General features: G+C 70.1%; 18 protein-coding genes. 11 read left to right on the forward strand and 7 right to left on the reverse strand.

The window, feature by feature from the left end; all coding sequences use genetic code 11:
• Positions 1–15 precede the first annotated feature (15 nt).
• Positions 16–1,110 (reverse strand): cell wall hydrolase, encoded by a 1,095-nt coding sequence (locus tag H2041_RS00320; RefSeq protein WP_293408228.1) that lies wholly within the window; start codon positions 1,108–1,110, stop codon positions 16–18.
• Positions 1,111–1,490: 380 nt separating this feature from the next.
• Here H2041_RS00320 and H2041_RS00325 point away from each other — a divergent pair, with 380 nt between their 5' ends.
• From H2041_RS00325 to H2041_RS00350, 6 genes are all read left to right on the forward strand, one after another.
• The gene (locus H2041_RS00325; protein WP_293408230.1) at positions 1,491–1,670 is read left to right on the forward strand and encodes a hypothetical protein; all 180 of its coding nucleotides are present in this window, start codon (positions 1,491–1,493) and stop codon (positions 1,668–1,670) included.
• Positions 1,671–1,916: 246 nt separating this feature from the next.
• Positions 1,917–4,934, forward strand: coding sequence for an autotransporter domain-containing protein (locus tag H2041_RS00330; protein WP_293408232.1), 3,018 nt, complete (start codon positions 1,917–1,919; stop codon positions 4,932–4,934).
• A gap of 133 nt (positions 4,935–5,067) precedes the next feature.
• Complete coding sequence (gene uvrB, locus H2041_RS00335; protein WP_293408776.1) at positions 5,068–7,266, forward strand: excinuclease ABC subunit UvrB; 2,199 nt, start codon at positions 5,068–5,070, stop codon at positions 7,264–7,266.
• 58 nt (positions 7,267–7,324) lie between these two features.
• On the forward strand, positions 7,325–7,546 hold the full coding sequence (locus tag H2041_RS00340) for a hypothetical protein (RefSeq protein ID WP_293408234.1): 222 nt from the start codon (positions 7,325–7,327) through the stop codon (positions 7,544–7,546).
• Between the two features lie 33 nt (positions 7,547–7,579).
• Entirely contained in the window at positions 7,580–8,422 is an 843-nt protein-coding gene (locus tag H2041_RS00345) for a DpnI domain-containing protein (RefSeq protein WP_293408236.1), read from the forward strand.
• 204 nt (positions 8,423–8,626) lie between these two features.
• The gene (locus H2041_RS00350; protein WP_293408238.1) at positions 8,627–8,923 is read left to right on the forward strand and encodes a hypothetical protein; all 297 of its coding nucleotides are present in this window, start codon (positions 8,627–8,629) and stop codon (positions 8,921–8,923) included.
• A 37-nt stretch (positions 8,924–8,960) separates the two neighbouring features.
• Here H2041_RS00350 and H2041_RS00355 read toward each other — a convergent pair whose 3' ends face one another.
• Both H2041_RS00355 and H2041_RS00360 read right to left on the reverse strand, forming a co-directional pair.
• Positions 8,961–9,119 (reverse strand): hypothetical protein, encoded by a 159-nt coding sequence (locus H2041_RS00355; RefSeq protein WP_293408241.1) that lies wholly within the window; start codon positions 9,117–9,119, stop codon positions 8,961–8,963.
• Complete coding sequence (locus tag H2041_RS00360) at positions 9,116–9,388, reverse strand: GNAT family N-acetyltransferase (protein WP_293408243.1); 273 nt, start codon at positions 9,386–9,388, stop codon at positions 9,116–9,118. Before H2041_RS00360 ends, H2041_RS00355 begins: the two co-directional genes overlap by 4 nt.
• Before the next feature lie 110 nt (positions 9,389–9,498).
• Between H2041_RS00360 and H2041_RS00365 the strand changes: the two genes are divergently transcribed.
• Together H2041_RS00365 and H2041_RS00370 are read left to right on the forward strand one after the other, a co-directional pair.
• Positions 9,499–10,077: a DUF3617 family protein gene (locus H2041_RS00365; RefSeq protein ID WP_293408245.1), complete on the forward strand. Its 579-nt coding sequence runs from the start codon at positions 9,499–9,501 to the stop codon at positions 10,075–10,077.
• Positions 10,078–10,150: 73 nt separating this feature from the next.
• Positions 10,151–10,432: an endonuclease domain-containing protein gene (locus tag H2041_RS00370; RefSeq protein WP_293408247.1), complete on the forward strand. Its 282-nt coding sequence runs from the start codon at positions 10,151–10,153 to the stop codon at positions 10,430–10,432.
• A gap of 135 nt (positions 10,433–10,567) precedes the next feature.
• Here the strand turns inward: H2041_RS00370 and H2041_RS00375 are convergent, their stop codons facing one another.
• Together H2041_RS00375 and mnmA are read right to left on the reverse strand one after the other, a co-directional pair.
• On the reverse strand, positions 10,568–11,758 hold the full coding sequence (locus H2041_RS00375) for an acetyl-CoA C-acyltransferase (protein ID WP_293408249.1): 1,191 nt from the start codon (positions 11,756–11,758) through the stop codon (positions 10,568–10,570).
• Positions 11,759–11,795: 37 nt separating this feature from the next.
• The gene (mnmA, locus tag H2041_RS00380; protein ID WP_293408251.1) at positions 11,796–12,983 is read right to left on the reverse strand and encodes a tRNA 2-thiouridine(34) synthase MnmA; all 1,188 of its coding nucleotides are present in this window, start codon (positions 12,981–12,983) and stop codon (positions 11,796–11,798) included.
• 205 nt (positions 12,984–13,188) lie between these two features.
• Here mnmA and H2041_RS00385 point away from each other — a divergent pair, with 205 nt between their 5' ends.
• Entirely contained in the window at positions 13,189–13,386 is a 198-nt protein-coding gene (locus H2041_RS00385) for a hypothetical protein (RefSeq protein ID WP_293408253.1), read from the forward strand.
• Between the two features lie 11 nt (positions 13,387–13,397).
• Here the strand turns inward: H2041_RS00385 and H2041_RS00390 are convergent, their stop codons facing one another.
• On the reverse strand, positions 13,398–14,330 hold the full coding sequence (locus H2041_RS00390) for a flagellin (protein ID WP_293408255.1): 933 nt from the start codon (positions 14,328–14,330) through the stop codon (positions 13,398–13,400).
• Positions 14,331–14,341: 11 nt separating this feature from the next.
• Positions 14,342–16,438 carry a flagellar hook-associated protein FlgK gene (flgK, locus tag H2041_RS00395; protein WP_293408257.1) on the reverse strand — a complete coding sequence of 699 codons (2,097 nt, stop codon included), beginning with the start codon at positions 16,436–16,438 and terminating at the stop codon, positions 14,342–14,344.
• 397 nt (positions 16,439–16,835) lie between these two features.
• On the opposite strand from flgK, the gene H2041_RS00400 reads away from it, so the two are divergent.
• Complete coding sequence (locus tag H2041_RS00400) at positions 16,836–18,383, forward strand: flagellar hook-length control protein FliK (protein WP_293408258.1); 1,548 nt, start codon at positions 16,836–16,838, stop codon at positions 18,381–18,383.
• A gap of 9 nt (positions 18,384–18,392) precedes the next feature.
• Positions 18,393–19,127 carry a flagellar hook capping FlgD N-terminal domain-containing protein gene (locus tag H2041_RS00405; RefSeq protein WP_293408260.1) on the forward strand — a complete coding sequence of 245 codons (735 nt, stop codon included), beginning with the start codon at positions 18,393–18,395 and terminating at the stop codon, positions 19,125–19,127.
• Positions 19,128–19,129: the final 2 nt, after the last annotated feature.

Here is a 19,129-nt window from a genome sequence, read left to right on the forward strand (position 1 = left end):
AAGGCCTGCCGCGACCTAGGCCGCCTTTCCGCCGTCCGCCGGACGCGCCTTGGCGTCCGCCGGCTTCTCGTCGCGGGCCGCCGGCTTCGCCGCGGCGGCCTTGACGCCGCCCGCTGCGCCGGCGGCCTTGGCCGCGGTCGGCGACTTCGCCGGCGCCTCTTGCGACTTGGCGGGCGCCTTGGCCGCGGCGGGGGCCGAGGCCGGCTCCATCGCCGGCTCGAGCGGCCCGCCCATCGCCTCCAGCGTGACCTTGGAGCCCGGCTCGATCACGGCCGAGGTCAGGCGAACCTCGCCCCCCAGGGCGGGGGCCGCCTCGGACTCCATCACCTCCTCGGCGCTGGCGAAGACCGGGGCCTCGGTCTGCTCGGGCGAGACCTCTTCGGCGCGGGCCAGCATGCGCATGGGCGCCGGGTTGCGGTTGAAGCGATAGAAGACGTGCTGGCCGACCTGCGTCACGCGGGTCATGCGCGCTCCCCAATAGGGCGCGACCGCGGTGGTGTGGAAGTGAGTGGCCCGGCCGACATCGGCCATCACCTCGCCGCCGAGGGCGCGCGCGGCCACCCGTTCGGCGCGGCGCCAGGCGGCCGGCTCCACCCGACGGCGCATCACGCCATTGCAGGCGAAGCTGAACTGGCAGCCGGTCTTGCGGGCCGCGCCCTGGAAGACCACCCCGCAGACCGTCTTGGGGAAGGCCGGATGGCGGACGCGGTTGAGCACCACCTGAGCCACGGCGGCCTGCCCCGAGGGAGTCTCGCCGCGGGCTTCATAATAGACGGCCTGCGTGAGGCATTCGAGCTCGCGGGAGCTTTCCAGCGCGCCGCCGAGGCGGAACGGCGCGGCGGGCGCCGGCGTTGCATTCAGGCTGGCGCGCAGCAACGGCGCCTGCCCACGCCCGTCGCCGTGCCGTTCGAGGCGCGCGACAAGGATGGCGTTCTGGCGGTCGCGCTCGGCGGCGCCCGCGATGGTGAAGGGATCGTGCCGGCGCGCGATGCGCAGGACTCCAGGGTCCATGCTGGCGGCGGCGTCTTGAAGGGCCTGCTCGGAGTAGCCGTCAGCAGCCGCTGCGGCGAGGCGTTCAGCCCGGCTGTGGTCGGTGGCGGCCCGGGCCATGCCCCCCGCCATATAGGCGCCGCCAAGCGCCAGTCCGACCGCCGAGCCGAGTACGGCGGCTCCGGTCAGCGCACGCCAGTCGGCGCCCGCTCTTTTCTCATTTCGCAAAACGTCCTGTCCCGTGCGGCGAGGGCGACAGCCCCCCGACATCATCGCTCTGAAGGCGCCCGCCTCATGCGGGAAACACCCTCGAAACGAAGCCCGTCCAGGCACTCAAAAGGACGGGGCTACGACAAAGTGGCGAGGCTTATGACGGCTTCGTGAAGGATTCGCAAGCCGACTCTGCGTCGCACCGGCGCGCCGGACGATCCGGACACGCCGCCCCGGGAACCTTGGCCGTTGGCCGCCGTTGAGCCCAGGGTAAATCAGGAGACAGCAACATGCGTAAGGTCCTTAGCGTCTGCGTCGTCTCGGCGGGCCTCCTACTGGCCGCTTGTGGCCACAATGTGGAGCAGCGCGCGGCGACGGGCGCCGCGGCCGGCGCCGTGGTCGGCGGTCCGGTGGGCGCAGCCGTCGGCGGCGTGGCGGGTACGGCGGTCAGCAAGTCAGTGGACAAGTAGGCGCCGCGCCTAGTCCATCTGCGTCATGCGAGGAGGCGGCGCGCCCCTTATCCCGCGGCCATCGTTGGCCAATCGGGAGAAGACGGTGCGCCACCTTATCCTGGCTCTCGGCGTTCTGGCGGCGGCCTGTGCGGTCGCCGTCAGCGGCGGGGGCCTTTTCTAAGCTCGACCTTTGCGTCGGGTCACGCCTTGACATGCAATCCCCGCTTGCGCCCATAGGCCGCAGGTTGAGGGGGAGTTGTAGAAGTGCGGCGTCTGCGTTCCGCGCTCATGGCGAGCGCGTTTGGCCTTTCAGGCCTGTTGGCCGGTCCGGCCTGGGGCATCGTTCCCAACGACGATCTGCTGGGGGTGAACCCCGACGGCACGGTCGATGAGACACAGGTGCTCGACTCCGGCGTCACCGGGGTGGGCGTCACCTTCTTCGATATTGGCGGCGCGACGAGCATCTGCACGACGACGCTGATCAACCCGCGGACGGCGATTCTCGCCTCGCACTGCGTCAACCAGGTCCCCGACGCCGAGTGGGGCGCAGGGGCGCGGGCGGCCGTCAGCTTCCTCGCCGATGCGCTCCCCGGCGTGCAGGCGTGGCACAGGTCCGGGGGCGAGAACCAGCCCGGCCTGTCGACCTACAATGTGGTCGATATCACCTTCGACCCCCGCTCGCTGGCGCTCGCCGACGATCCGGCCGGCTATCAGCAGGCCGACGTGGCGCTGGCGGCGCTGGGCGCGCCGGCGATCGACGTGCCGAAGTGGAAGCTGCTGTTCTCCCCCCTTCCCGGCCCGACCGACGTGGTGTTCACGGGCTACGGCAACACAGGCTCGGGGACTGACGGGGCGGTGAACGCCGACGGGCTGCTGCGCCGCACGGTGACCAACCGGATCGACGTCCTGGCGTCTCCCTCCGATATCGCTCAGGCCATCTATCTGCTGAGCGGCGAGGCGCCTCCCAACGTGTCGCCGACCTTCACCGCCGACGTGTACATCTACGATTTCGACCCCCCGTCCGGGGTCCGCATCGGCGCCGACGGCCTGCCCTACGCCAACCTCGGCGGGGACGCGACGGAGCGCGAGGGCAGCGCCGCCCCGGGCGACTCCGGCGGGCCGCTGATCGTCCCGAGCCTGGGCGACAACCTGCTGGCCGGCGTCGTGTCGGGCGGCTTCTACTATCCGGTCGATGCGCCGGAGGCGGGCTACGGCCAGTTCGCCTTCTACCAGCCGCTTTCCCTCTATTGGGACTGGATCGTCGACAACAACTTCTACCGCTATGTCGGCGCCAAGGGCGGGGACGGCGACTGGTTCGACCCGGACCACTGGGCGGAGCGCCTCGATCCCGCCTACCAGGTGCTGACCGGCGCGGGCGTGGTGAACGGGCTGCCCGACACGCCGGCCCTTGGGGCAAACGGCGTGGGCGAGAACTTCGGCGAGATCTGCATCGAAGGCGCCGGCTGCCTGAACATGGCCGACGCCAACAATCCCGAGAGCGACACGCCGCGCTTCCCGGTGAGCGGCCCGGGCTCCAGCGGCTTCGTCCCGAACAACGGCTTCTACGGCCCGGATGGCGCCGTCCGCTTCTATGACGTCACCCTGTCGGAGGCCGGAACGACGCGGCTTGCCGGGTTCGCCGAGATCGACGCCTTGACCGTCGCCGGCGCCGCCCGCCTCGACATCGCCCGCGAGGCCGGCCTGGCCCTGGCGATTGGCACGGAGACCTACGGCGGCTGGATCGACGTGGACGGCCTGCTGCAGACCCCGACCTTCACCGGCGCGGCCGGTCTGCTGACCGGCTCGGGCCGCGTGCGGGCCTACAGCTTCCAGTCGGCCATGGGCGTCGGCCCTGGAGACTTCGGCGAACTCGGCACGCTGACCCTGCAGACCGACGCCCTGCTGGCGGCCGAGAACGTCCTGCAGATCGACGTGGCGCGCAGCGGCGCAGACCGTTTGGCGGTGATCGCCGATCCTGAAGCGGCCCAGCCCTCCACCGGCGGTCTGATCCTGGGCGGCCTCCTGGTGCTGAACCCGCTGGCGGCCGACCGCCCCCGCGCCGGCGACCGCTTCACCATCGTCAGCGCCGAGGGCGGCTTCCTGAACGACTTCGATGGCGTCGCCGACCTTCCCGGCGTTCTGCGCGGGGAGCTGGTCTATGGCGCGAACGCCATCGATGTGCTGATCGAGGCCGGTCTCTACGCCGACATCGCCGACATGTCCGACGCCAGCCAGGCCCCCTACGCCCGGCTGCTGGACGCCGCCCGCGGCCCCGCCGACGGGCCCCTGGCCGGCCTCTACGACGGCCTCGACTTCCTGGAGGGCGAAGAGCTGAGCGCCGGCCTGCGCAGTCTGGCCCCGCTCGGCCTGCAGAACGCCGAGGTGCTCGGCCGCCTGCAGACGGAGTCCGTCGCCCGCGCCGTCGCCGACCGCGCCCCGCTGGGGGTGAAGAACGCCGGCGCCTTCATCGCCTATGGCCAGGGCCGCGGCGATGGACTTTCGCAAGCCTTCAACGCCAAGACGCAGATCGAGTCCGAATGGCTGGTCGGCGGCGGCGAGGCCCGGCTCGGTTCGGCCACCGTCGGCGGGGCGCTCGCCTACGCTCGCGGCGATCTCGACCTGCCCACGCCCCAGGCGGAGGGCGAGAGCAAGCTCTGGCAGGCGATCGCCTTCGGCCGGCTGGAAGGCGCCGCACGGCCCTGGACGCTGGAAGCCTCGGTCGGCCTCGGCCGTCAGGACCTGGAGTTCCGCCGCGCCTTCACGGCCGGCGGCCTCGCCTACGCCGCGGCCGGCGACACCGAGGCCGACCTCTATACGGCCACGATCGCGGGGACCTGGGACCTGCCCCTCGATTCCGGCCTGAAGCTCGTGCCGCAGGCCTCCCTGCGCGCCGCCCGGTTCGAGGTCGACGGCTTCACCGAGACCGGCGGCCCGGCCGCCCTGCGCGTCGACGGCTTCGAGGCCGACAGCGTCCAGGGCCGGATCGGCGTGGGCTTGGAGGGGCGTCTGCCGGTCGCCTCGGGCAAGCTCAGCGTGCGGGGCCGCCTGGCCCTGGCCCACGAGTTCGCCGAGGCGCCGGACGCCGCGATCGCCTTCGCCGCCAACGGCGCCGCGCGCGTATCGGCCGGCTTCCCCGACCGGGACGAGGACTGGCGCGAGGCCGGCCTGGCCGTGGCCTATGAGGACGGCCCGCTCGCCCTCACCCTGGCGGCCGAGGCCGATCTGGGACGGGACGAGGCGGATCTGGTCGATGTGAGCCTGCGCGCCGCCTGGCGCTTCTAGACCCGTGAACGGCGGGCTGCTGGCGCCACGGTGTCAGCAGCCCCGCTGGCGCCGGAGCCTGCGCGCGCCTACCTTGGCGTTCATGCCGCGTTCCAAGACCGCTCCTCCCCCGTCTTCCGACGGCGTCGCCGACATGTCGGCGGCCTTCGACTACAATGACGCCGCCATGCCGATGCTGTGGAAGCCGCACCGGCCCGCGCGCCCGTCCAAGTCGGAGGGCGGCAAGAGGTTCAAGCTGGTCAGCGACTATCAGCCGGCCGGCGACCAGCCGCAGGCGATCCGGGAGCTGGTGGAGGGCGTCAACGCCCACGAGCACGACCAGGTCCTGCTGGGCGTCACCGGCTCGGGCAAGACCTTCACCATGGCCCAGGTGATCGCCGAGACGCAGCGCCCGGCCCTGATCCTGGCGCCGAACAAGACGCTGGCGGCCCAGCTCTATTCCGAGTTCAAGGCCTTCTTCCCGGAGAACGCGGTCGAGTTCTTCGTGTCCTATTACGACTACTACCAGCCGGAGGCCTACGTGCCCCGGACGGACACCTATATCGAGAAGGACTCCTCGATTAACGAGCAGATCGACCGGATGCGCCACTCGGCGACGCGGGCGATCCTGGAGCGCGACGACGTCATCGTGGTCGCCTCGGTCTCGTGCATCTACGGCATCGGCTCGGTCGAGACCTATACGGCCATGACCTTCACCCTCGCGCCGGGTGAACGCATCGACGAGAAACAGCTGATGGCCGACCTGGTGGCGCTGCAGTACAAGCGCAACGACCAGGCCTTCGAGCGCGGGACCTTCCGCCGCCGCGGCGACACCATCGAGATCTTTCCCGCCCACTACGAGGACCGCGCCTGGCGCGTCAGCCTGTTCGGCGACGAGGTGGAATCGATCAGCGAGTTCGATCCCCTGACCGGCAAGAAGACCGCCGACCTGGAAGGGATCAAGATCTACGCCAACAGCCACCACGTGACCCCGCGCCCGACGCTCAACCAGGCGGTCATCGAGATCAAGAAGGAGCTCAAGGAGCGCCTCGACTGGCTCGTGGCCAACGGCAAGCTGCTGGAGGCCCAGCGGCTGGAGCAGCGCACCACCTTCGACCTGGAGATGATCCAGGCCACCGGCTCCTGCGCCGGCATCGAGAACTACAGCCGCTATCTCTCCGGCCGCCGCCCCGGCGAGCCGCCGCCGACCTTCTTCGAATACATTCCCGAGAACGCCCTGCTGTTCGTGGACGAGAGCCACCAGGCGATCCCGCAGATCGGCGGCATGTACCGCGGCGACTATCGCCGCAAGTTCACCCTGGCCGAATACGGCTTCCGCCTGCCCTCCTGCATGGACAACCGCCCGCTCAAGTTCGAGGAGTGGGACGCCATGCGGCCGGACACCATCCACGTCTCGGCCACGCCCGGCGAATGGGAGATGAAGCGCGCCGGCGGCGTCTTCGTCGAGCAGGTGATCCGCCCCACCGGCCTGATCGACCCGCCGGTGGAGGTGCGCCCGGTCTCCAAGGACGGCTTCTCCCAGGTGGACGACGTCATCGACGAGGTGCGCCAGACCATCGCCCAGGGCTACCGGGCGCTGATCACCGTGCTCACCAAGAAGATGGCCGAGGACCTGACGGAGTACATGCACGAGCAGGGCCTGAAGGTCCGCTACATGCACTCCGACATCGACACCATCGAGCGCATCGAGATCATCCGCGACCTGCGCCTGGGCGCCTTCGACGTGCTGGTGGGGATCAACCTGCTGCGCGAGGGCCTGGACATTCCCGAGGTCGGGCTGGTCGGCATCCTGGACGCCGACAAGGAAGGCTTCCTCCGGTCTGAGACCTCGCTGATCCAGACCATCGGCCGCGCGGCCCGGAACGTCGACGGCCGCGTCATCCTCTATGCCGACCAGGTCACCGGCTCCATGGAACGCGCCATGGCCGAGACCCAGCGCCGCCGCGAGAAGCAGGAGGCCTACAACCGCGAGCACGGCATCACGCCCGAGAGCGTGAAGAGCCAGATCAAGGAGATCCTCGCCTCCCCCTACGAGAAGGACCGGCCGCTCGTCCGCGCCGAGCTGGCCGAGGACGCCAAGCCCTTCATGGGCGACAACTTCAAGGCCACCCTCCGCGACCTGGAGGCCAGGATGCGCCAGGCCGCCGCCGACCTGGAGTTCGAGACCGCCGCGCGCCTGCGCGACGAGATCAAGCGCCTGAAGCTGATGGACCTGGAATTCGCCAACGAGGCCCTCACCGCCGAGGGCGAAGAGGTCGACCGCTCGGCGGTGAAGCGCGTCAAGGCCGAGGCGCGCGCCGAGGCCCAGGAGCGGTTCCGCAAGGGGCGGTAGGACTAGATCTCGGTCAGGATCGGATCTTAGCTTCTTCAACCGCCGAGGGAGAAAAGCCGTGCCAAAGTACCGCGTCCTTTGCCGTGTCGATGCTTACGTCGACTACATCGCCGAAGTCGAAGCCGACGACCCCATGACGGCCGCTCAACTCGCCTATGACCATCCGGGCGACTACCAATGGGAAGCTGGCGGCGCACAAGAGTTCGATGCGCGAAAGTATCTGACGCTCGATGAGAATGGCGAAGAGATCGAAGATACTCGTGCGGGAGACTGGATTTAGGCGCAGGTAACCAAGCTGCTGTTGGCTAAATCGATGACAACCAATCCCGATCCGCCGGACGACGGTCTCTTCAAATCGGGCGACACAGCCGACTATCTGCGCTTTGAGGAAGCGCCGCAGGTGTACCTTAGCCCTACGCAGCGCGCTCGCGTTTGGACGGAAGGTTGGGCGGCGAAATCCCTCTACTGCGCAAACTGCGGCAGCGACGAGTTGCAGCGCTTCTCGGCTAACAAGCCGGTCGCCGATCTGTTCTGCGCCGATTGCGGCGAGACGTTCGAACTAAAGAGTAAGAGGGGTCCCTTCGGGAAGCGCATTGTTGACGGTGCGTACGAGACGATGATCCAGCGGCTGAGGTCCGGAGACAACCCCAACCTCATCCTGTTGAACTATGACTTGGCTAGCTTTGGCGTGACCGATGCCGTGCTGGTCCCGAAGCACTTTTTCGTGGAAGAGATCGTGGAGAGACGGCCGCCTCTCGCATCGACTGCAAGGCGGGCCGGATGGGTAGGATGCAACATCCGGCTCGACTTGATACCGGCCGCCGGCCGCATTTCCTTCGTCGCCAATCGAACGCCCCGGCCAAAGTTAGAGGTGCAGACGCGCTGGCGGGAGACGTTCTTTCTGCGAGAAGCAGGCGGCGTCGCCCGCGGTTGGTTGGTTGAGGTGCTTCGTATCGTGGAAGACCTGCGAAAGGACAGATTCTCTCTAAGCGACGTCTATGAGCGTGAGGCCAGCCTTCAAGCCGTTTATCCCGGCAACCAAAACATCAGGCCGAAAATCCGGCAGCAGCTGCAAGTTCTACGCGACCACGGCCTGGTCCGTTTCCTCGGGAACGGTCAGTACGAATTGGTCCGAAGTCGTACAGGCAATCTGTAAGCGGTCCGAGAAACCTTCCGCCGGCCAGCCCTCCCGACCGTGCCCCAAAATCCCCACCTCTGTGTTGGATGAGCCCCGGAACGGATGGGGGACGGAACCTCCGTCCCCGTCGTTCGTAATTCCGGGGTGACTGGGGCTGAGGTTGTTCAGCCGGCTCGCGGTGAGCCGGACCTGGGCCCTGCGACAGAACAGAAGAGGTGATCCATGTCACCGTCTCTCAGCGTGGTGTCCGCCGACGGCAAGGTGGCGGCCCTGGAACGGACGAACAGCAACGACGCCGTGGTCGAGCGGGTGCGCCGGCTGCAGGCCGAGGCGCGCGGTCTTGTGCTTGAGCATGTGCGCGACCTGGAAGCGGCCCTTCACACCGTGGAGCGGCTGAGCAGGGAGATCGCCGGCGGCGGCGAACTCTATCCTCCGGGCGTGCGCGAGATCGCCCGCCGGCTGACCGAGGACGCCGAAACCAAGGCCCAGACCCTCGAAGCCATCATGGCCAAGGCCTGAACCCCGACGCCTGCCCCCTCCCCCCGCGGGAGGGGCTTCAGTCTTCTTCCGTCTTTCGGATGGGCGAGATGGCCGCCCCGCCCTGCGGCCCGACGGGGCTGAAGGCGGGGTCGGTTTCGATCTCGCGCTGGCGGCGGTTCTCGTCCTTGCCCGGTTCGCGGGGCGGATCGGCGGGCTGGCGCTCTGTCTCGCTCACGACACGAGCTCCCGGTACTCGGGGCTGCGGCGCAGCCAGGCGGCGGCATAGCCGCAGATGGGGGTGATCTTCAGGTCGCGGTCCTTGGCGTCCTGGGCGAGGGCCTTCATCAGGCGTCCGGCCGCGCCCGTGCCGCGCAGGGCCGGCGGGCTTTCCACATGGTCGATATAGAGGCGGCCGTCCTTCTCCCGGTAATCGGCCCAGGAGGTCTGGCCCTGTTCGTCCATCTCATAGCGGCCGGCGGCGGTGTTGTTGCGAAGCTCGCTCATCGTGGGATCTCCTTGCGCATCGGCAACGGGCTTAACGGCGGTTTCGATCCCGGCTAAGCCTGACCTTCGTTTCCGACATCGAGATGGGCGCCGGCCCGGAGAAGGAAAAGATGCGCAAGGCATTCGTGACGGCCGCCGCCGGGGTGGCCCTGCTGACCCTCGCGGCCTGCAACCGCAACGAGGAGGCCGCGGAGGCGCCGGCCGAAGCCCCCGCGGCGACGGCTCCGGCGCCGGCCGCCGGCGAGGCCGCCGCGGCGCCGCAACGGCGGCCGGGGCTGTGGGAACAGCGCGTCTCCACCGAAGGCATGGTCCAGGTGAGCCGCATCTGCATCGACGAGGCCCTGGAGAAGCGGATCGGCTGGTGGGGCCAGCAGGCCACCGCCGACGCCTGCGAAAAGAACCAGGTCACCCGCCGCGCCGACGGCGGCTGGCAGTTCTCCAGCGTCTGCGACATGGGCACGGGCGGCAAGACCACCACGTCCGGCGTCGCCACCGGCGATTTCAACAGCCGCTATCTGGTGGAGGCCGAGAGCTCCACCGTCGGCGCCGAGGCCCCGCAGATGAACGGCGTGCGCAAGATGATCATCGAGAGCGCCTGGCAAGGCCCCTGCCCCGAAGGCTTCGAGCCCGGCGACATGGAGCTGCCGGGCGGCATGCGGATCAACCTGCTGGACATGGGCGGGGAGTAAGACGGGCGACATGCGGCGCCGACGGGACGAGGCGAAGGCGCTCCGCCGCCGAATGTCCCTTCCAGAGGTCTTGTTGTGGATGCAGCTGCGGGCACGGCTGCTGAACAGGCAGTTCCGGAGGCAGCATCCTGTCGGCCCTTATGTCCTCGACTTCTATTGCGCGCGCGCCCGGCTTGCGGTTGAGGTCGACGGCTACGCGCACTCGACAGCGGATCGGCCGCAGCGCGATGAGCGGCGCGACGCCTGGCTGGCCGAGAGGGGTATCGCGACCCTCCGCCTGCCAGCGGAGCTGGTGCTGAGCGACATAGACGCCGCGGTCCGGACGATCGCCGCCGAGCTCGATCGCCGACTGTAGACCCCCTCAGCCGCCTTTGGCGGCAGCTCCCCCTGAGAGGGGGAGCATCTTTCGCACTGAGACTGCCCAGCCGCCGAGCAGATCCTCCCCCTCCTTGAGGGGGAGGTGGCCCGGAGGCCGGAGGGGGTCTGCGGATCAGACCAGCTCCACCGCCATCGCGGTCGCCTCGCCGCCGCCGATGCAGAGGCTGGCCAGGCCGCGGGTTCCGCCGCGGGCCTTCAGGGCGGCGATCAGGGTGGCGAGGATGCGGGCGCCGGAGGCGCCGATGGGGTGGCCGAGGGCGCAGGCGCCGCCGTTGACGTTCAGCCGGTCGGCGTCGATCCCCAGCTCCCGCTCGGCGATCATGGCGACCACGGCGAAGGCCTCGTTGACCTCGAAGAGATCGACGTCGCCGGCGCTCCAGCCCGCCTTCTCCAGGGCCTTGCGCATGGCCGGAACCGGCGCGGTGGTGAACTGGCCGGGCTCGTGGGCGTGGGCGGCGTGGGTGACGATGCGGGCGGCCACGTTCAGCCCCAGCCGGTCGGCGACCGAGGCGCGGGTGAGCACGAGGGCCGCGGCGCCGTCGCTGATGGAGCTGGCGTTGGCGGCCGTGATGGCGCCGTCCTTGGCGAAGGCGGGCTTCAGCGTCGGGATCTTGGCGGGATCGGCCTTCAGCGGCTGCTCGTCATGGGTCACCGTCTCCACGCCCCTGCGGGTGGCGACCTCCACCGGCGCGATCTCGCCGGAGAAGGCGCCGGACTCGGTGGCGCTCCGGGCGCGGCTCAGGCTGCGGATGGCGAAGTCGTCCATGGCTTCGCGGGTGAACTGGTAGGCGCGCGCCGTCTCCTCGGCGAAGGAGCCCATCAGGCGGCCGGGCTCGTAAGCGTCCTCCAGCCCGTCCAGATACATGTGGTCATAGACGGTGTCGTGGCCGATCCGGGCGCCGGAGCGATGCTTGGCGAGCAGGTAGGGCGCGCCCGACATGCTCTCCATGCCGCCGGCGACGATCACCTCGGCCGAACCGGCGGCGAGCGCGTCATGGGCCATGATGGCGGCCTGCATGCCGGAGCCGCACATCTTGTTGACGGTGGTCGCCTGGACCGACCGCGGCAGGTCGGCGCCCAGCGCCGCCTGACGGGCCGGCGCCTGGCCGAGGCCGGCGGGCAGCACGCAGCCCATGAAGATCTGGTCGACCTTTTCAGGCGGCAGGCCGGCTCGCTCGACGGCCGCCCGGACGGCGGCGGCGCCCAGTTCTGTGGCCTTGACGGCGGAGAGCGCGCCCTGGAAGCCGCCCATGGGCGTGCGGGCGAAACTCGCGATGACGACGGGGTCGGAAGCTTGGGTCATGACCTCGATATAGACCCGCAGCCAGCCCGCCTCCAGATCAGCCGTAGGCGGCGACCGTGCGCACGATGAAGCCGCCGCCCAGCACGCGCTCCGGGTCCTCCGGCGCATAGAGGACGCAGGCCTGGCCCGGCGCCACGCCCTCCTCCGGCGCCTCGAACACCACGGCGGGCTGGCCTTCGGCGAAGCCCAGGCGGCCGGCGACGGGCTCGCGTGTCGAGCGGACGCGCGCCAGCACGGGCCGCGCCTCCTCGCAGGCGGCCTCGAAACTCGCGCTCTCGCCCAGCCAGTTGGTCTCCTTCAGCGTCAGGGCGGCGGTCAGCAGCGCCTCGCGCGGGCCGACGATCACCTGGCGCGCGTCGGCGTCGATGCGCACGACGAAGAGCGGCTCGCCCACCGCCACGTTGAGCCCGCGGCGCTGGCCGATGGTGTAGCGGGTGACGCCCTCGTGGCGGCCCAGCACACGGCCGTCCATGTGGACGATGTCGCCCGGCTCCGCGCCGTGCGGGCGCAGCCGGTCGATGACCGTGGTGTAGCGGCCCTCGGGCACGAAGCAGATGTCCTGGCTGTCGGGCTTGTCGGCGATGGCCAGGCCCAGCTCGGCCGCCACCCGCCGCACCTCGCTCTTGGGCAGGCCGCCCAGGGGGAAGCGCAGGAAGTCGAGCTGCTCGCCCGTGGTGGCGAACAGGAAGTAGCTCTGATCCCGCGTCGGATCGGCCGCCCGCATCAGGCGCGGCCGGTTGCCGCCGGCGTCGCGGCGGACATAGTGCCCCGTCGCCAGGGCCTCGGCGCCCAGGTCGCGGGCCACGTCCAGCAGGTCGCGGAACTTGACGGTCTGGTTGCAGCGCACGCAGGGGATCGGCGTCTCGCCGCGCAGATAGGCGTCGGCGAAGTCCTCGATCACCGCCTGGCGGAAGCGGCTCTCGTAGTCGAGGACATAGTGCGGGATGCCGATCGCCTCGGCGGCCGTCCGGGCGTCGTGGATGTCCTGGCCGGCGCAGCAGGCGCCCTTCTTCTCGATCGCCTCGCCATGGTCGTAGAGCTGCAGCGTGACGCCGACGACGTCATAGCCGGCGCGCGCCAGCAGCGCGGCGGTGACGGTGGAATCCACGCCCCCCGACATGGCCGCCACCACACGCGCGCCCGCCGGCAGGCCGACGGCGGCGCGCGCGGCCTCCACGGCGGCGTCGGCCGCGGCCTTGGGATTGTCGAGCGTCGTCAGGGTCATGGCCGCTATTTAGCGAGTGCGCCGCGAGTTTGCGAGGGTGCGGCCTGCGCGGAAGATGTCGGGTAGTCGACATCCGTAACCAGAGAGTTGATTAGAAAGCCCGAAGGTTAAGGTTTAGAGTCAGAACATCGCCGGTAAACGTTGATCGGCCGCCGGCGACTGAGAGACTGAGCGTGCTCCCGCCCGACAAGTGCGAGTGAGCGATATGAAGCCATATAGACTCTATGTCGTGACGCCGCAGGAGAACATTTTCCACGCGGTGGAACACGAATACCAGGACGACCAGGAGGCCCTGGCCCAGGCGGCGCGCCTGCACGAGGCGCCGCACGCGGTCGAGGTGTGGTCCGGGGAACGGTTGGTGGGCCGCATCGGCGGGCCTTTCGACTTCGGACGCGCCTTCTAGCGGGGACCTGCCTAGCGCAGCACGTTGAGGAGCGAGCTCTCCTTCAGCGCCACGAAGACCTGCGCCGCCGCCTGCACAGAGATCTGCGCCTGCTCCAGGTTGCTGATCGCCTCGGTCATGTCGGCGTCGACGATCTCGCCGATCATGCCCTTCATGCTGTTGGTGCGCACCACCAGGTCTTCCTTCACGGCCTCCACCCGGCTCTGCACCATGCCGTTCCGGCCGGCGGTGTTGATCAGGTCGTTGTAGACCCCGTCCCAGACCTGCAGCTGACTTTCCAGGAAGGTGCGCTGGTTGTCGGTGAGGCTGCCGGTGAAGGGGCCGTCGACGCCTTCGTGGAAGGCCTGCATGTCCTTGAAGGCCTGCATCATGTTCGTGCCGAAGGAGTCGGCGAGGAAGCCCGTGCTGACCAGCGTCGAGTCGTCCACGCGCGCCTGGGTGACGTAGGTGTCGTTGTGGAAGAAGTCGGCCACCGTGGTCGCCGGCGTCGTCAGTTCGGCCAGGGTGGTCGCCGAGAACGGCGGGGTGTCCACCTGTCCGCCGGCGAACAGATACTTGCCGCCGTAGCGGGCGTTCAGACCTTCCACGCTGTTGCGGAAGGCGCCCTGCATGTCCTGCATCAGCGTGTCGACGCGGCCGCTGGCCAGGGCCTCGGCGATGGCGGTGCGGGCCGTCTGGGCGGCGTCGGCGGCCTGGTTCAGGGCGAAGTCCTGGGTGGTCAGGCGGTCGGCCACCAGCTTGTTCTGATCGGTGTAGGCTTCCAGCCGGGACTCGATGGCCCGCATGGCCGTGAGCATTTCGGCCTTGCGCGCATAGTCCTTGAGATCCGAGCCGTTCTTCTGGCTCGAGACCTTTTCCCCCGCATCCGTCTGCCGCTGCTGCGCGGCGATCAGATTGGCGAGGACGGCGCTGTAGTTTCCGCCGGTCGAGATGCGGCTCACCATGCTGGCGTTCCTCAGACGATGTTGGTCAGGACGTCGAACAGCTCTTTGGCCGCCTGGATCATGCGGGCCGAAGCGTTGAAGGCCTGTTGATAGGTGGTGAGGCGGACGAGCTCCTCATCGAGGTTCACGCCCTCGACCGCCTGCCGGCGGTTGACCGCCTCGGTCTGCACCGCCTGGGCGCTGGACCTGCGGGTGTCGGCGGCCGAGGCTTCCCGGCCGATCGAGCCGCCGAATTCCGAAGCGTAGCGCGAGACGGTCATGTTGGCGGCGCCGAGCGTGCCGGCGGCGCCGAAGCGCATGACCACGTCGCCGGCGGTGGCGAGGCCGAGGGCGCCCCGGCCGTCGCCCGGCGTCAGCACCGGCTGACCGGCGGCGACGCTGAGATCGAGCTTGGCCAGGCCGAGCTTCATCGGGTCGGCGGAGAAGGCGCCGTCGACCTGCAGGTCGTTGGCCCGGCTCGCCCGCTCCAGGGCGCCGATGCCGAAGAGTTCGCTCATCGACGGCCCGCCGACGCCGCGCGCCGTATTGTCCTGCACCACCGAAGACGTCGCATAGAGCGGCGCGGCGCCGGTGAAGGTCAGGGCGCCGTTGGAGTCCAGGCTGTAGGCGCCGTAGAGGCCCACGCCGGTGGTGTTGTTGTTCAGGGCGTTGACCAGGTCGGCCATGGTCGCGCCGGCGGGGACCGTGACCGTCACGTCGCGGATCGGCTTTCCGTCCTGCTGCGCCAGGCGAAGCGTCAGCTGCTGGCCCGGCGTGAAGCCGTGCGGGTCGGTCGGGCGCAGTCCGGTGTCGTAGTTGGTGAAGCCGCCGGACCGGACGATGTCGTTCAGCCCGAAGAAGTGCGAGAAGGCGCGGCCCGCCTTCTGGGAGGTGCCCTCGTCGATGGCCACTCCGCCGGTGGCGGCCGAGATGCTCAGAACGCCGTTGGTGAAGGTGGCCGAGCCGTTGGCCCCGAGGGCGGTGTTGAGGTCGGTCAGGAAGCTGGCCGGGGTGAAGGCCGTCGCCGGGCCGGCGTTGACGCTCATCGTGCCGGCGTCGAAGTCGATGTCCACCCGGTGGCTCAGCACGCCGGCGGCGTCGACGATGGCCACGGTGGTCGATCCCGTGAAGCCGCTGATCGCGGTGGGCAGGTCGAGACCGGTGTTGCGCCCCGTCAGACTGGCCTGGGCCGGAACGGTGGACGCGGCGTTGTGGGCCGCGTTGATGGCTTCCGAGGCGCGAGCCATGAACTCGCCGAGCTGGTCGGACAGGCCGGGCAGCTTGTCGTCGCGCAGGTCCATCAGGCCGCGCAGGGCTCCGCCGGTGATGGAGATCGGCTTGCCCACGCCAGAGCCTGCGGCCGTGGTCGCGGTGATGTAGCCCTTGGTGCTGTCGGTGCGCGAGTAGGTCAGGCGGGCCGCGCCGTCGCCCGCCAGCATGACGCCCTCGGTGGAACGGACGATCAGGCCGCCGTCGCTTCGCGCCGAGATCTGGATGTTCATCAGGCTCGACAGCTCATCGACCAGCTGGCTCTGGATGTTCTCCGAGCCCGAGGCGTCGGCGTCCACCAGCTTGGCGCGGCTGATGTCGGCGTTCAGCTTGTTGATCTGGTCGAGCAGATCGTTGATCCGGTCCACATTGGCGGTGATCTCGGTGTCCACCGTCCGGCCCAGCTCGGCGATCGAGCTGTTGATCCGCGCCCCTTCGTTCAGGAAGTCCTCGACGCTGGAGAGCGCCTGGCTGCGCAGCAGGCTCGACGAAGGGTCGTTGGCCGTGGCGGCGAAGGAGCTCCAGATCTCGTCGAGGCGGGCGAAGAAGAAGCTCTCGCCCGAGGGGTCGCCGAACAGGCTCTGGGCGTTGTCCATGTATTGGGCGACCACGTCCCAGCGGCTGGCCTCCGAGGCGGCGCTGAGCGTCGCCAGCTGCAGGTACTGGTCGGTCACGCGCTTGACGCCCGAGACCTCGACCCCCATGCCCCGGCCGCCGACCACCAGCTGCTGCTGGTCCACGGTCTTTCGGACGTAGCCGGTCGTGTTGACGTTGGCGATGTTGTCGGAGACCGCGCGCAGCCCGACCTGCGACGCCACCAGGCCCGAGTTCGCCGTCTTGAGGACCGCTGTCAGCGACATGGGTCTTCACCTTCCACCCGGCAATCCCGGCTGCGCGGCCCGGCGGTTTCTGCCGGGCGCTTAGTGAACGCGCACGCGAGGGGCCGAAAAAAGCCAACCTTTTCAAAGCAGACCCATTCAGGGTCCAGACGGTTCGCCCTGTACGCCGCAAGAGTGGCGCCAGTCCGGGGGCGGCTCGCCGGTAACCATTTCGAAAGGCGGCAGACTCGACCCGCCGCCCGGCAAGTTCGACCCCGGCGACCGTCGGGCTCGACGCGGGCCCAGCCGGCCTTTCTCCTTGTTTTTCAGCGGCTTACTATCGCGCGGACAATTGGCGCGAAGGTTGCTGGTTGGGAGCCGAACAGGTTCGGGCGCAGCAGGCGCCGATTTCCTCCACCTCTCTCGGCCCGCTCCGATCATGTCGCTTTCGCTCTTCCCCATCGCCCCTCAGGCGCCCGGTCTGGGGCTTGGCGCCGCCGCCTCGCCGGAAGGCGCCGCGGCCGCCGGCTTCGACGCCCTGCTGGCCGCCCTGTTCGGCGAGACGGGGCAGGCTCAGTCCACGCCCGCCCCGGCGAAGGGCGCCGCCAAGGCTGCGGCCGCGCAGCCCGTGGTCCCGGGCGCCGGCGCACCGGCGAAGGAAGGCGAAGACGCCGAAGACGCCTCGGAGCTCGCCTCGGCCGAGGCGGGCCTGCTCGCCGCCGTCGCGGCTCCGGCGCAGGCGCCCGTCGCCCAGGCGTCCGCGCCCGCCGCGGCCGAAGAGACCGCCATCGCCCCGCAGGCGGCCGCTGGCCAGCCGAACGCCCTGGCGGCCGCTGCGGCGGACGCCGCCGCCGTCGACGCGCCGGAGCCCGGCTCGCCCGGCGCGCCGCAGCCGGCCGAGACCGGCGCCGAGGCCCAGGCCTCCGATCCTGCCGCCGCCGCCGAGGAAGCGCCCGCCCCGGCCCTCCTGGATGCGGACCAGCCGAGCGAGACCGCCCAGCCGAAGCCGCCGGTCTCGCCCTCGCACGCCGCGCCGCGGGCCGCGGTCGAAACGCGTCAGCCGCCCGTCCCGGCGGCGCCTCAGGCTGCGGCCGCCGCGACGGAGGCTGCGTCCGCCGCACAGGCTCAGGTCCCGGCGACCGAGACGGCGGCCGCCGCGCCGCAGGCGGGCGCCGCTTCGGCCACGGCGACCGCCGCCACGCAGGCCGGCGCGACGATGTCCGACCCGGCGCTGCGCAGCCTGCGCGGCGAGGTGAAGGCCGAGAAGACCGAAGCCGCGAAGCCGGCGGCGGCCGGCAAGTCGAACCACAAGGCGGCTCCGGACGCCGCCCCCAGCGCCTTCGCCCTTGTCCAGGGGACTCCGCCCGCCGCCCAGGCGGCCGATCCGAAGGCGGCGGCGCCTGCGCCACCGGAGATCGCGGTCGACACCGCGCCCGAGGCGCACCATTCCGAAACCAGCCTTGAGACGCCGGACCTGGCGACCCACGCCCCCACGGCCGAGACCTCTGACGCCCCCGCCACGGCGCGCGAGAGCGCCCGAGTCTCGGCGACGCCGGAGACCGTCGCCAATCTCGCGACCCAGATGTCGCGAAAGCTGCAGGGGCGCACGACCCATTTCGACATCCAGTTGCAGCCCGAGGGCCTGGGGCGCGTCGACGTGCGCGTGGACATCGACGCGCAGGGCCGCCTGACCGCGGCCATGACCTTCGACAATCCGCAGGCGGCGGCCGAACTGCGCGGCCGCTCGGCGGAGCTGCAGCGCAGCCTGGAGCAGGCGGGCTTCGACCTTTCGGGCGGCCTTTCCTTCCAGAGCCCTGACGGCGGCGGCGGGGGCCGCTTCGCCGAACAGCAGCCGCAACGGGACTTCGGCGGCGGCCGCGCCTTCCAGTCGGCCCTCGGCCTCGCCAGCGAGGCCGACGCCCCGCCCGCGGCCGCCGGCGCCTATCAGCAACGACGCGCCGAGACCGGCGTCGACATCCGGATCTAGGAGACCACCATGGCTGTCGGCGGCGTCGACACGACTTCATCCCAGGCGGCGGTCAACGGCGGCACGCAGCGGCTGGCCGAGAGCTTCGACACGTTCCTCAACCTGCTGACCACGCAGATGAAGAACCAGGATCCGCTCTCCCCGATGGATTCCAACCAGTTCACCCAGCAGATCGTGCAGATGACCGGGGTGGAGCAGCAGCTGCTCACCAACCAGTTGCTTCAGCAGCTGGTCACCTCCTCCGGCGACGGCGTGGCCGATGCGGTCAGCCTGATCGGCAAGAAGGTGCGCGCGGTCACCGACGAGGCGGCCCTGGTGAACGGCGAGGCCAACTGGATCTACCGCCTGGACCGCGAGGCCCAGGACGTGAAGGTCGAGGTGCTCGACGAGAATGGCGGCATCGTCCACGTCCAGGCGTTGAAGGACGTCGAAGGCGGCGAACACGCCTTCAGCTGGGACGGCAAGAACATCCTCGGCACGCAGCTCGCCGACGGCGGCAAGTACACCCTGCGGGTGACGGCCACCGACTCCGAGGGCGAAGAGGTCGATCATGTGACCTTCATCGAAGGGGTGGTCACCGCGATCGAGCAGGTGGACGGGGAGACCTACGCCACCATCGGGGGCACGCGCGCCCTCTGGCAGACCATCAGCAGCATCGGACTGGCGCCGACCACGGACGACGCCGCCGACACCACCGCAACCAATGACGACGGCGACGACGAAACGACGCCGAAGGCGGCCTGACC

It is taken from the genome of Phenylobacterium sp., from assembly GCF_013911965.1.
Classification (GTDB): Bacteria; Pseudomonadota; Alphaproteobacteria; order Caulobacterales; family Caulobacteraceae; genus Phenylobacterium.